Source organism: Fodinibius salsisoli (assembly GCF_026229185.1).
GTDB classification, from domain to species: domain Bacteria; phylum Bacteroidota; class Rhodothermia; order Balneolales; family Balneolaceae; genus Fodinibius; species Fodinibius salsisoli.
The window spans coordinates 99,454-112,203 of sequence record NZ_JAGGJA010000002.1; the positions used below are offsets into that span (position 1 = coordinate 99,454).

General features: G+C 43.2%; 11 protein-coding genes. 7 read left to right on the forward strand and 4 right to left on the reverse strand.

All coding sequences use genetic code 11. The annotated features are described in order from the left end of the window. Positions 1–191: 191 nt before the first annotated feature. Both J6I44_RS03295 and J6I44_RS03300 read left to right on the forward strand, forming a co-directional pair. Positions 192–1,058 (forward strand): universal stress protein, encoded by an 867-nt coding sequence (locus J6I44_RS03295; RefSeq protein WP_265764545.1) that lies wholly within the window; start codon positions 192–194, stop codon positions 1,056–1,058. Positions 1,059–1,319: 261 nt separating this feature from the next. After that, the gene (locus J6I44_RS03300; protein WP_265764547.1) at positions 1,320–1,562 is read left to right on the forward strand and encodes a hypothetical protein; all 243 of its coding nucleotides are present in this window, start codon (positions 1,320–1,322) and stop codon (positions 1,560–1,562) included. 49 nt (positions 1,563–1,611) lie between these two features. Here the strand turns inward: J6I44_RS03300 and J6I44_RS03305 are convergent, their stop codons facing one another. The 4 genes from J6I44_RS03305 to J6I44_RS03320 form a co-directional block, all read right to left on the reverse strand. Then, positions 1,612–2,133, reverse strand: a complete 522-nt coding sequence (locus J6I44_RS03305; RefSeq protein ID WP_265764549.1) for a DUF2267 domain-containing protein — start codon at positions 2,131–2,133, stop codon at positions 1,612–1,614. Positions 2,134–2,365: 232 nt separating this feature from the next. Continuing rightward, a complete protein-coding gene (locus J6I44_RS03310) occupies positions 2,366–5,068 on the reverse strand; it encodes a cation-translocating P-type ATPase (RefSeq protein WP_265764550.1) in 2,703 nt (900 codons plus the stop codon). 93 nt (positions 5,069–5,161) lie between these two features. Then, a complete protein-coding gene (locus J6I44_RS03315; RefSeq protein WP_265764551.1) occupies positions 5,162–6,016 on the reverse strand; it encodes a universal stress protein in 855 nt (284 codons plus the stop codon). Between the two features lie 107 nt (positions 6,017–6,123). Further along, entirely contained in the window at positions 6,124–7,266 is a 1,143-nt protein-coding gene (locus J6I44_RS03320; RefSeq protein WP_265764553.1) for a chemotaxis protein CheB, read from the reverse strand. A 790-nt stretch (positions 7,267–8,056) separates the two neighbouring features. Between J6I44_RS03320 and J6I44_RS03325 the strand changes: the two genes are divergently transcribed. The 5 genes from J6I44_RS03325 (at position 8,057) to J6I44_RS03345 (ending at position 12,586) form a co-directional block, all read left to right on the forward strand. Continuing rightward, positions 8,057–8,233 (forward strand): hypothetical protein, encoded by a 177-nt coding sequence (locus tag J6I44_RS03325; RefSeq protein WP_265764554.1) that lies wholly within the window; start codon positions 8,057–8,059, stop codon positions 8,231–8,233. A gap of 200 nt (positions 8,234–8,433) precedes the next feature. Further along, complete coding sequence (locus tag J6I44_RS03330) at positions 8,434–9,000, forward strand: dihydrofolate reductase family protein (protein WP_265764556.1); 567 nt, start codon at positions 8,434–8,436, stop codon at positions 8,998–9,000. A 500-nt stretch (positions 9,001–9,500) separates the two neighbouring features. Beyond that, positions 9,501–10,793 carry a glycosyltransferase gene (locus J6I44_RS03335; RefSeq protein ID WP_265764557.1) on the forward strand — a complete coding sequence of 431 codons (1,293 nt, stop codon included), beginning with the start codon at positions 9,501–9,503 and terminating at the stop codon, positions 10,791–10,793. A gap of 211 nt (positions 10,794–11,004) precedes the next feature. Further along, positions 11,005–11,517: a cupin domain-containing protein gene (locus tag J6I44_RS03340; RefSeq protein WP_265764559.1), complete on the forward strand. Its 513-nt coding sequence runs from the start codon at positions 11,005–11,007 to the stop codon at positions 11,515–11,517. A gap of 190 nt (positions 11,518–11,707) precedes the next feature. Further along, positions 11,708–12,586 (forward strand): TlpA family protein disulfide reductase, encoded by an 879-nt coding sequence (locus J6I44_RS03345; RefSeq protein ID WP_265764560.1) that lies wholly within the window; start codon positions 11,708–11,710, stop codon positions 12,584–12,586. Positions 12,587–12,750: the final 164 nt, after the last annotated feature.

Sequence of the window (12,750 nt, forward strand, 5' to 3'; positions counted from 1 at the left end):
ACCATTCGGTTTGCTTTATATATTATTTCATGAAACACATTGGCTTAGGGATAAAAAGTATTTTAAAACGACAACCCAAAAGTCATCCCGGGGAGCAAATATGAACTATGGTCGGCAAACAGCTGAACTATTAGCCTAAAGCTACCTTCTTCTCTATTTGAAATGAATTCTTAACATTGATTACTACTGATATGAATGCGAATCTTGAACAGGTTTATTTTCCTACTGATTTTTCAAAACATGCTAATAATGTTTTGCCCTATGCAGCAGAAATTGCCCTGCAGACCGGATCTAAGCTGGTCCTGATGCATGCTATACAGTATGTGGTTGAAATTGCCCCCAGCTTCGAAGACCTCAAGGAACAATTTGTACAGACGGCCAACGAACAATTTGACCGGTATATCAATCAACTATTACAGGATACACGATTTAAGGAACTCGAGATTTCTACGGTACTGTTGTGGGGCAACCCGGTTGTTAATGTACTGAAACAGGTACAGATGCATGAGCAGGGACTTATTATCATGGGAACCAAGGGCGCTACGGCGGACAGAAATGCGTTGTTGGGCAGCACTACTTCCGGAATTATTAAAAAATCTACTATTCCGGTCCTCGCCGTTCCTTATGGCAGTAAGTTCGACAAATTTCCGCATATTACTTTTACCACTGATTACAAAGAGGGAGATCTGGCCGCATTGAAGCAAATCGTTCATTTTGCAAAGCTCTTCGATTCAACTATTGATATCAGCCACATTGATGAGGGCCTCCATACCAGTGACAACGAAACTCTTGAGGATGAAATAAAGTTCAGGGGGTTTTGTGACTTGGTAAAATCCAGTATCGACTATGATGACATTCACTTCAGCAGGAAGCATGAGAATGATTTTTATACCGGCATTGCTGATTATTTGAGTGAATCTTCCACCTCTTTACTGGTCATGATCAAATACAAGAAATCGTTTTTTGAAGCCCTTGCTGAACGAAACCATATCCGCGAGATGGCCCTGTATTCGAAGGTCCCACTGCTGATATTAATCGGTAATCCTCCTCAAAAATAAAACGTTCATTCCGGATAGACACCGGAGACTAATTTATTTAGCTCAACCTCCTATTTAATAAGCAGGGATCAATAAGTGTAAAAGTAATCTCTTGGTTTATCCGGAATTCTTTAATCCGCTGATGCGATCCTATCCCCTACCTATTTTCAACATATCAGTTTTTTCCCTACAAGTTTTATCTGTAAAAGCGCTACTATGGATAGCCGTTGAGGTCTTAACTTTAGTGGTATTTAAACAAATTCAAAATAATTTTCTGTGACCATGCCTCCTACGTCAATCAAAATAAAAGTTGAAGATCATAGTTATACCAAAGAAGATATTGAGGACTTGGCACGATGGGAAAACGAAGGTGGAATGCCCACGAACACCACCAGCCAAGATAGCTCATCAGTGAACCTTCCCATAAAGCCCGGTGAAGTTTTTAAAGTGGCAAAAAGCGACCTCGTTTATGAGGATGGTAAGTTATACCTACAAGCTCAAATCGATCGTCTTCCCCAACATTGATATTGATATCCTTTTTTATGTGCTTGGCCTTTTTGCTAATATGGTATGTCTAAGGAGTGTTGGTTTTCAGGCAATCGTCCCATAACTGCTTGATATCTTTGGGCATGGTTGCATAAATATCGTTCAACTCTCCCTTGCTGATATGCTTGTAGAGCACCTGTAACACCGCTTTAAACGCTTGCTTGGCATCGACCGGAAATGCCACAGCAGCCTTTATGCGCTTTTCAAGCTCTTCGACATGAAATTTTTCAGGTTTATCACCATAATGATACCCTTCAAAATACAGGCCCCGAATCAACATCGGTAGTTGAGCCGATAGCTGAAACATCTCCTCCGGGATTAGTCGGTCTCTGATGGCATGTAAAACACCACGCAAAACACTCCAGGCTATATCTTTTCGTTCCTGCTCTTCCAACTCTACCGATACCTCTTCGATCCACTGATAGGCATCTGCCGCATACTTCGCCAGGCTGACCTTCTTTTGATCCTCTTTATCACTCCCTTCCTCAGCCGTTGAAAAATCAGGCTCTACATTTTCATACCAGTGAAGCTCTTTTCTTTCTTTTTCCATAACTACCTTATTTTCGATTTAACCAAGATTCTATTTTAGCAAGCTCCGAGCATTCGGAGACGATGTGTTTATAAACGACTATTTACCCCAAAATAAATGACAGTATTTCTCTGTCCGTCAATGAAGGAGGATCCACTACATCTCCAGCCTTACCTACGGTTTTACCATTTATCAGAAACACTCCTCACTTTTATCAAAAAATTTGCCGTCCTCCTATTTGAAATACTCCTGTTTACGTTCGTGCCTTTTGAGTGAACTTCACGGCCAGTATTTTTTGTAGCTGACCAACCACAAGCGGGACCAGGCTCATACCTACAACGATGATCCAGCCCTCTCTTCCGGGCGGGGTTAAATCCAGGACTTCGGCAACGGGCCCAACGTAGACTGCACCAAAGATGATGAGCAGACATAACATAATGGCTCCCCAAACCCAGGGGTTACGAACAATAGAATTGTGGAACAGGCTGGAGTTGTTGCTTCGCATGTTAAACACATGCCAAAGCTGGGCGAAGGCCAGTGTCAGGAAGCTCAACGTAACGGCTTCGTTTTGTATGAGGTCCAATTCATACATGCCCAAAAACAACGCCCCAAGCACCGAAGCTGTTATGACCAGCCCGTAGCTGCCAATTCCCATCCAGTGCTTACGGTTCAATATAGGTTCATCAGATTTCCGCGGAGGCTGCTGCATCGCATGTTCTGACTCTTCACCCACCCCAAGGGCCAGTGCGGGGAAAACATCTGTAACTAAATTCAGGAACAAGATCTGCAGGGGCAAGAGTGGCAGCGGCAGCCCGATCAGGGCAGCCAGCCCCACGACCAGCACTTCGCTGACGTTGCAGGAAAGAAGATAATAGACAAACCGACGAATGTTACTAAAGATAGCACGTCCCTGTTTAATGGCAGAGACAATCGTCGAAAAGGCATCGTCGGTCAGCACCATATCGGCGGCTTCCCGGGCTACCTGGGTGCCCCGCTTACCCATAGCGATGCCAATATCCGCTTTTTTCAGGGCGGGGGCATCATTGACGCCATCCCCGGTCATTGCCACAATGTGCCCGTTTTTTTGATACAACTCAATGAGATCCAGTTTCTGCCGGGGACTAATACGGGCAAAAATATTAGCCTTCATTACATGATCCATTTCATCGGCAGAAGAGGCTAACTTTTCGGGTGAAGGTAAATCCTTTCCATGAATGATTGTCGCCTGATCATCCATAACCAGTCCGACCGACCTGGCAATATAGTGTGAGGTTGCGGGCTGATCTCCGGTAACCATAACCACACGAATACCCGCTTCTTTACAGGCTTCCATAGCCTCTTTCACATCTTTTCGGGGCGGATCAAGCAGCCCGGCCAGCCCCAGAAAGGTCAACTCTTCATAGGGATGACCTTCCATAGTGTCTGTTTCCCGAAAAGCCAGCGCAATGACCCGTAATCCGTCGGCAGCGAGGGTATGATTTATGGACTCCCATTTTTCGCGTTCTTCCTTTGAAAACGGCTGTTGCTCTCCATTTTGGAGCATTGATTGGCATCGATCCCATACCGCATCGGGGGCTCCTTTTACGGAGATACGAAAACGCTCTGGATTAACCTCGTTCCATGTAGCCATCATTTTCACTTCAGGATCAAAGGCCTCTTCCCGCACCTCCGGATAATGATCGGTAAGCTGGGCCTGTTCAATTCCAGCCAGGTACCCCACCTCCAGCAGCGCTACTTCCAGTGGATCTCCACTGCCGTTATTAGCCCCCTCATTCGAAAAAGTCGCATTATTACATAGCATCCCGGTTTCCAGTGCCAGTCTCACATCCCGGTTCGTTCCATTTTCTTTAGGTCCGTATGTATCCGTAAATCCGGACGTTACATCAATTTCTTTAGCCGGCAGGAATAATCGGACGACGCTCATTCTATTTTCAGTAAGAGTGCCTGTCTTATCCGTAAAGATGGTCTCCGTAGCGCCCAGTGTCTCTACGGAGGAGAGCCGGTTGACGAGAGCATTTTTCTCAGCCATGATGCGCAATCCCTTGGCCAGCGCTATCGTCGCTACAATCGGTAGGCCTTCGGGAATAGCAGCCACCGCCAGAGCGATGCCCGTCTCAATCATCAGCAGTGTGCTCTTGCCGGATAAGATACCGGTAATTGAAATAAAAAAGGCAATGATAAGGGTGAGGATAATCAAGCGATAGCCCAACCGGTCCAGCCGTTTTTCCAGCGGTGTCTGCTCATCATCAGCTTCCTCAACCAGCAAAGAAATCTGTCCCAATTCGGTCTCCAATCCGGTGGAAACGACTACGCCTTCACCGGAACCCCTGGTCACCCAGGTACCCTTATAGAGCATGCTTGATCGCTCAGCCAGCACGGTATCGGGGGCAACGGCCTCCGCCTTTTTGCTGACGGGCAGGCTCTCTCCCGTCAGGGCAGACTCGTCCGCCTGCAATTTGGATGCTTCGATAATTCGGAGGTCCGCGGTTATCACATCTCCCCCCTCAAACAGTACAATATCTCCGGGCACCAGTTCTGGCGCCGGGATAAGCTCTACGGCTCCCTTCCGGCGTACCCTGGTTTCGACTTTTCCGAGTTTAAAGAGGGATTCCATAGATCGGACGGCCCGCAACTCGGTAAAAAAACCTATGGCGGTGTTGATGACAATCACAATCACAATGGCCCAGCCTTCCAGTATCTCGTTATAAAGGAAGGATACAATGGTGGCTATGACGAGTAATAAAATGATCAGGCTTTTAACCTGGTCCGCCAGTATATGCCATAAGCTCTTATTCTTATGTTCTTTTAACTGGTTGGGGCCAAACTGTTTCAGTCGCCTTGCGATCTCGCCCTGGCTCAGGCCTTCTTCCTTGTTGCTTTGCAACTCAGCCAACAGCTCTTCAGGCGCGGCGGCCCATATCTCATCAGGAACGGTAAGCGACGATTGGCTGCTCATTATTCTTGACTACAAGCTTGATTGTTTATTGTTAGTTTCTAAGTGAATAGTAGTCCGTCAGCAAAGGGTTTTCACCTGTAATACGCCATAGCCTTAGTGACACAAAAACAAGGGAGCCGAGCTCTTGGTCATCAGGTGATGCGTGGTAGAACCAAGCGTTAGTCGGCGTATGGCCGATACCGAATGCGCCCCCAGTAGTATAAGGTCTGCCCCTATCGATTGTTGGTGTTCAAGCAGCCGTCCTCCCGGCTTTCCTTTTCCCAGGATAGTCCTGTTGATCTGTTGAAACCCATGGACCTCTAAATAGTTTTCGACCTGCTGTAACAACAGATCCGATCGATCCCTGCCTGCCTCTGACTGATCCGAATTAACATGCACTAATTCCAACTCAAGGTTCTTTCCAAAAGGCAACAGATGTATAAACCACTGCAATGTTCGGGCCGCGGCTGAACTGCCGTCAAAAGCAACCAACACCCGCTTTACCGGATGATATTCTTCCGTTATAGCCAAGGTGGGAGCATTGCCTTTTTTAATGAGGCGGGCCAGCGTCTTTGTATCTTCATCAGCATGATTATAAAAGAAATGAGCGTTGCGGCCTACCACCAGCAAGTCATGATATTTCATATCTTCGATGATTCTTTCATAGGGCACTCCCTCCCGCAAAACTTCGGTGTGGTTTATGCCTGCTTCACTTACGGCCGTTTCAAAGGCCTGCAGAAGCTTTTCTGCCACTCCCTTCGATGTATCGCTCATCGTATCGTACAGCTGTTTGGTGTAATAGATCGTACCAATACCGCCGCCCCAGCTGTCCCAGGCAATACGATTGGTGTCCACAACGGCCAGACCTGTTAGCCTTGCATCTACATTTTTTGCCAGTTCGATGGCATATTTGGTAGCTACGGGCGTATCCTCATCGGGATCAAGGGCTACTAAAATACGTTTAATCATAGGTATTGGATTAAAGATATAATCATTATCAAATACGTAGTCGGGCACTCAGGCAACAGCCCCTTCAAGTAGCGGGGAAGCTACATCGCATATGTCTACACAGCTCCTTAAATGTATCTAACCCTCTCGGTATCTATTGAATGGTTCTCCCACCGGCTTGCCTGCTTTTTTCGGGCCAAAAACGTTCGTTTAACAATTTCATCAGCGATCTGTTCAGCCGGATAATATTGATGGGCCAAACCGGACTGCAACATCGATAGCGGCAGTTCACCGACCAGGGCATTTTGAGGATTCTGTACAATCACTTCTCCTCCTACTTCTTGGATCATCTTCGCTCCGGTGATACCATCAGCCCCATGACCGCTCAAAATCACTCCAAGCACCGACAGTCCATACAGTCGGGCGGCAGATCGGAATAGCACATCAGCCGAGGGACGAACCCCATTTTCTCTTGGTCCCTGGTGTACCTTCAACAGAGACCTGTTGCCATACTGCTGAACTTCACAATGATAGCCGCCCGGGGCCAGCCAGGCAATGCCGGGTTCCAGTTCGGCCCCGTCATGGGCTTCCTTAACCGTAATGTTAGATAGCTTATTCAAAGAATGCGCTAATACACTGGTATAGGTTTTAGGAAAATGTTGGGCTATCACAACCGGAGCCGACAAATAGGCTGGAAAGCGTTTAAAGATCGTAAAGAGTGCTTTTGGACCTCCTGTGCAGCCCTGCATCGCTATAAGATTGACAGAACGCCGGTAGCTTTTGGGAAACAAAGTCTTTTCCCGCTCCTGTTGGGAGTCATCAACGTCCGTATTTACAGCTTGCCTGTCAACCGTACCAGTGTCAATCATTTGACTTACGATGCTGATAATCGGTAGCAGTCGTTTTTTTAGATGGTTATCAGCAAATAACAGCGCATAATTTTGCTCGGGTTTTGTTATCACATCAATGGCCCCATTTTGCAGGGCATAAAGGGCGGCCCGGGCCCCCTCTTCCGATCGTGGACTTAGCACAACTACCGGAGTTTTAGGAAATCGTACCCGCAGGGTGTTGAAAAATGAAAAATTATCCGGAGCCAGGGAACCAACATCCAACAAAACGATATCAGGGTTTTCATGCTCAATGAGTTTTTCACTCTCATGTAGATCTCCACTAACGCGAAGCTCTACCTCAGGTTCACTGCTCAGTATACGTGCGAGCGCACGTCGAACTAAAATATCCTCATCTATCACAAGTATTTTTATCAATTCCATAATGCAATACACCTTCATTATTATATTCCAACCCTCCCAAGCAGAGGGCCTTAACTTTTGAATAAAACCTACTCTCTTTTCTATGTTCTGTGTGAATACTGCATCAACAATAAATGACGTGTAACCCTTTTTCTTACAAAAACGTAAAGCCGCTGAGCATTCATGCCACTTCTTAACCCATGCCTTTGGCTAACACTTCTAATCGATCCTTGATCTCTGACACGATTACCAGTATACATTCCTTTTCACTTTCTTTATGTACGGACTTTGGAGTGCGTCTGTGTGAGAAAAAATCCTACATGATTTACCAGGTAGTAAAGAAGTTCAGTAAATCCCCTACATCCACATCAGCCGATATACTGCAAAGCCATTGCTTCTGGTTTTGTATGCTATGTGTAGAGTTATTTGACTTGCATCATTGTGAAGAAGAGCGAAGAGCACAGTCCGTCGCAATGCTATGGCATTGCAATGGATCAGTTAGAAAAATATCCGCTGACTATTCTTTTGATACTCTTGAAAAAAGAGATTAAAAAATGTGCTCCGGTTCTTTTTTTATTAGATTCCCACCCCAAGTTACTCGCTGATATTTATCTTCGAAAAAAGCAGATAAATACCCTCTTACTTTGTTGATTCCTTACCGGTTTGACCAGCATTTATTTTCAATATTCGGCCAAAATCTATGCGTATACTTCCTCCCTGCCAAATCCCTACCTCGTCCACTGCCTGTAGGAGTTGGTACGGAGAAGGTACGGAGGAAACAAGGAGTTGATCCCGGCCAAACAGTGATGGAATGGCTACCGTAACCGAATATCCACTTTGGGATGGCCAGGAAAATGAAACAATAAGTAGAAGAACCTTCAACCTATTGCTTGATGATGCTTCAACCTACTACTTGAAACATCATCAAGCAGTAAAGAGAATATGGTTAAAGCCCATAAGTAAACCTGAAGCTGCCAAACTTTCATAGGATGTGTAAGGCGGAGATACCACCGTCAACTCGTACATATAATATCTGTTATATGGCTTGGTAATACTTCAATAATAGAAATTGTCTTATTTCCCCTTTGGCAATGTCGTAATTCCCCCGTGCGAATGGTCTTTCCAACTGATATAATTAAAACGTCCGATTTCTTTGAAGCAATGATAACCTATATTGAATAAAATAGTATGAGAAAACTAATTGCCGCAATCAATACGACACTTGACGGGATATGCGACCATACAGCAGGAATTCCAGATGAAGAAATACATCAGCATTATACAGAATTATTAAGGCAGGGAGACGCAATTCTGTATGGCAGGACCACCTATGAACTTATGGAATTTTGGCGAACGTTGTTAGAAAACCCTTCAGAAGAAAAACCAATGAATGACTTTGCTAAAGCTATAGACAAAATTCCGAAAATAGTTTTCTCCAGCACGCTTAAAAATGTAGATTGGGAAAGTGCAACCATAGCAAAGTGTGATTTAAAAGAAAAAGTTTTAGAACTCAAGCAACAATCAGGTAAAGATATTTTAGTTGGCAGTCGGAGTTTAATTATACAGCTGATGAAACTTAATTTAATTGATGAATACCAATTTTGTGTTCATCCTGTTGTTGCAGGAAGTGGGCTCCCATTATTTGAAAATATAAACGACAGGACTATTCTTAAACTCATAAAGACTAAAACCTTTAGTGGTGGTGCAGTAACACTTTACTATGAACCGACAAACGAAAAAACAATGAACAGCTAACATTGTATAATACATTCTCACGCAAGAGCCGCTATATAACCAGCGCGTCAACGCGGACGCATCTCGCCCCACTCTGCCAACTTTTGGCTTTTTAGCTCTTCGTTCATTATTTAACAAATCAACATTAATGCGTGCGCACCTTATGCGCAATGACGTTAGGTATTCTTAAACAAGATGAGCAGAATTCAAACAATTTTAGATTTCATTCTTGAGAATTTTGACAAATGCACCTATCAGGGAAGCTTACACAAACGGCTGTAATGTTGATGTAACGTACATGTTGGGCTATGGAGGAAGTTCTGTGCTTTTTCTGCCGAGTGAAGCCATCATATTTCGATTCATGGATGAATACGATCTGGATTTTGGTAATTTGGTACAAGTGGTGGAGAGGGTAAAACCATCATGTCAATAGAATCAAATAAAAAGCATAATATCGAACTTAGGCTTTAAGCTCATTACATCATCACGTATAACAAAGCAAAAAAAGAAGGCCATTAGCCATGAAAGCACTCTTATTCTCAATAGGCACGAGGGGTGATATTGAACCATTTCTTGCAATTGCGGAGCTACTAAAAGACAGAGATTGGGATGTGGTCTGTGTTTTTCCTGAGCAATTTAGAGCAACGGTAGAAAGTATGGGGCTTCCTTTCTACGGATTCAGCAGAGCCTTTCTTGATATGCTGGATAGCAAAGAAGCCAAAATGTTTATGGGTGGTCAGGGTTCATTTTTAAAACGGATTAAATTCCTGATAAAAATGGCTCGGTTTGGCTTGAAGCTGTCAAAGGATATTTTGGAGCTGCATCACAGGGTACAAAAAGAAGAAAGTCCGGATAGAGTTCTATACCATCCGAAATGTAATTATAGCCTTATCTGGGGAATGGCGAATCCGGGTAAATCCATATTGGTAAGTCCTATTCCCGGGGTATGTCATACCATTAACCATCTGACCATATTGGGTGATTATGGAAAAACCTTGAATAAATTAAGTTTTTGGGCACAAAACACGTTAAAGGCTTTAATGCTCTGGAAATTTTCCAAGCGATATCGTCAAGATTATCCCGATTTAAAAATTACAGTGTCGTCTATTAAAAAGGCGATGCTGAAAAAAGAGAAGACGTTGTATGCTATTTCTCCTTCGTTATTTCCCAAACCTGAATATTGGCCTTCATCGGCTCATATAGCCGGATATTATAAAAGGGACAAAACGGTTAACTGGAAGCCGGATGAAGCATTAACTTCATTTGTTAATGAGCATAACAAAATTGTCTTTGTCACTTTTGGGAGTATGTCAAATGCCCGTCCCAGGGAAACTACCAATATCTTAGTTGATGTATTGGAAAGAAATAATATCTCAGCGATTATAAATACTTCATCAGGAGGATTGGAAAAGACGGCGGAATCTTTGGATAGTATTCATTTTGTGAACGACCTCCCATACGACTGGTTATTTCCAAAAATCCAGGCAGTTGTTCATCATGGTGGCTCAGGAACCACGCATACCGCTTTAAAATATGGTTGCCCAAGTTTGATTATCCCTCATATTCTGGATCAATTCTTTTGGAATGAGACCATTTCAAGATTACAACTCGGGCCAAAGGGTATGTCTATAAAAAAACTGGATCAAAACAACTTTGAAAGCAAATTGTTAGACTTGGTTAACAATGATTCTTATAAAAACAATGCAGAACGAATGGCGGAAAAAATGAACACCGAAAGTAATAAGAATAAACTGTATGAATTAATCATATCCCGAAAGGACGGTAAAACCTTACAGGATTCGCCAAGGTGGTAAAATACGTATAATCAGCGCTTCAAGGGTAAAAGGTCTCGCCATTGGTTGCTCAGCTAAAGTTTTATGCCTAAAATTACACTACTAAATAATCCACGCAGGTCTGCCTGCACCTTAAGTGTAGGGGCGTTATACCGCAATCAATATACGAGGCATTGATATGGGAAAATCAATTTCAAGGAAAGGTTTTTTAACTTCGACAACATTTCTTGGTATGAGTAGCATTCTCCCACAAATACCCATTATGGAACAAAATACTGTCGTCGAAGCAAATCCCGATTTAATCCTCGATCCGGACGATGGGGAAGTATATATAATTGGGAAGCGCCAAGCTCGAGTAACCATTAAGGTGGACAAACGACATAAAGGTATTGAAACGATGTCACTTCTTACTGAAGATATTAAGCCAAACGATGGAATCCCGGTTCACAAACATTCTTCGGAGGAGGAATTAATATTTATAGAAAAAGGAACCGGAATATTAACATTTGGAGATGAGCAATATGAAGTTACATCAGGAAGCATGGCATTGGTTCCAAGAACAGTATGGCACGGACTCCAGAACAAAAGCAATGAAATGTTGAGAATGGTATTTGGTTACACCCCTTCGGGATTTGAAGACTACTTCCGGGCTATTGGTGTAAAACCTGGAGAACCGTGGAAAGAACTAACGAGCGAAGATTGGCAACAAATCAATAATAAATTTGGAGTTGTGTATCGTGATTAAGCCTGACCATAAAAAGTGATGCGGTATAACCAGCACATCAAGCTGACGTGCCTCGCCCTCTCCTGCCGATTTTGGGTTTGGCAATTTCTGTAGTACATTTTTTAAGTGTAACGCTGGCCTGCACACTGGTTACGCGTGGGGCTGTTATAGGATCACCATGAGTTTCACCTTAAAATGACAATTAGTCTAAATGGTTAAAGAAAGCATCTTGAAAATATTATTCGGTATTCTTTCTTCTGTCGGAATCATGGCAGCAGGATTCTATTTCTTTCTTTTTGCCAACCCCATTCATCTTCATCAGGCAAATCTCTTGAAATGGATCCCAATACTCATTTGCTTTCTGGCCTTATTTATAAGTGGGAAAATTAATAAAGAAACGCCTGTTGGATATCTGCCTTTGTTATTTATACCATTTGTCATTTTTGACCTGTTTAACTTTCTTTATTTCCCATTCATTATTGTTTTGACTATCACTGGAATAGTAGCTCTACTTATTTCAAGAGATGAAATCAGCAAAAATCTAAAAGTAGTTTCCGCCATATCAGTAGTTGGAATTTTCATCTATTACCTATTAGCTCAACCATTAATTATAGAGCAACAAGGGTTTGGGCGTAATGTGGATGGAGAATTAGTAAATGCAACTGTTTTGTGGAATCCTTCGGAAGAAGGACTCCAACCTCTGCCAACTCACATCTTGGTTGACGACGATAACAATAAGTTTCAGCTACAGAATATAGCCGGCAAGACACATTTTATTGCCTTTTGGGCAACGTGGTGTGGCCCATGTCTTGAAGAAAAACCTCAACTGGATTCTTTGAAACAAGCATACCAGGGAGATATTGAATTTATCGATATATCTATTGATGAAGACAAAGATAAGTGGCGGTCATTTATCGACAAGTACAACCCAGCTGGCTTGCAACTCATTACAAATAATGTAGATAAAACCAGAAGGGATCTTAATATCAGTTCTCTTCCTCTCCACTTTATTGTTAACCAGAAAGGTGAATACCATTCATTTACCTCCTTAGATAAAGCTATGAAAGTACTTTCCCAAACCATTGAGTAACGTACTGGCAACAAGTTGGCCTTATAATCTGCACATTAAATGGAATGGTGCTCTCTCCTATGCTAAAGCTTCGGCAGACAAGCGCCTCATCTTCTGGCTTTTATTTTTTCATTCAATATTTATTAACACCACATTTTTGGGCGCACCTTATGTACGTACAACCT

What these genes read in the sequence shown, in the direction of transcription:
- J6I44_RS03295 (WP_265764545.1), top strand. Translation starts at nt 192, where the DNA reads ATGAATGCGAATCTTGAACAGGTTTATTTTCCTACTGATTTTTCAAAA.
- J6I44_RS03300 (WP_265764547.1), top strand. Translation starts at nt 1,320, where the DNA reads ATGCCTCCTACGTCAATCAAAATAAAAGTTGAAGATCATAGTTATACC.
- J6I44_RS03305 (WP_265764549.1), bottom strand. Translation starts at nt 2,133, where the DNA reads ATGGAAAAAGAAAGAAAAGAGCTTCACTGGTATGAAAATGTAGAGCCT.
- J6I44_RS03310 (WP_265764550.1), bottom strand. Translation starts at nt 5,068, where the DNA reads ATGAGCAGCCAATCGTCGCTTACCGTTCCTGATGAGATATGGGCCGCC.
- J6I44_RS03315 (WP_265764551.1), bottom strand. Translation starts at nt 6,016, where the DNA reads ATGATTAAACGTATTTTAGTAGCCCTTGATCCCGATGAGGATACGCCC.
- J6I44_RS03320 (WP_265764553.1), bottom strand. Translation starts at nt 7,266, where the DNA reads ATGGAATTGATAAAAATACTTGTGATAGATGAGGATATTTTAGTTCGA.
- J6I44_RS03325 (WP_265764554.1), top strand. Translation starts at nt 8,057, where the DNA reads ATGGCTACCGTAACCGAATATCCACTTTGGGATGGCCAGGAAAATGAA.
- J6I44_RS03330 (WP_265764556.1), top strand. Translation starts at nt 8,434, where the DNA reads ATGAGAAAACTAATTGCCGCAATCAATACGACACTTGACGGGATATGC.
- J6I44_RS03335 (WP_265764557.1), top strand. Translation starts at nt 9,501, where the DNA reads ATGAAAGCACTCTTATTCTCAATAGGCACGAGGGGTGATATTGAACCA.
- J6I44_RS03340 (WP_265764559.1), top strand. Translation starts at nt 11,005, where the DNA reads ATGAGTAGCATTCTCCCACAAATACCCATTATGGAACAAAATACTGTC.
- J6I44_RS03345 (WP_265764560.1), top strand. Translation starts at nt 11,708, where the DNA reads ATGGTTAAAGAAAGCATCTTGAAAATATTATTCGGTATTCTTTCTTCT.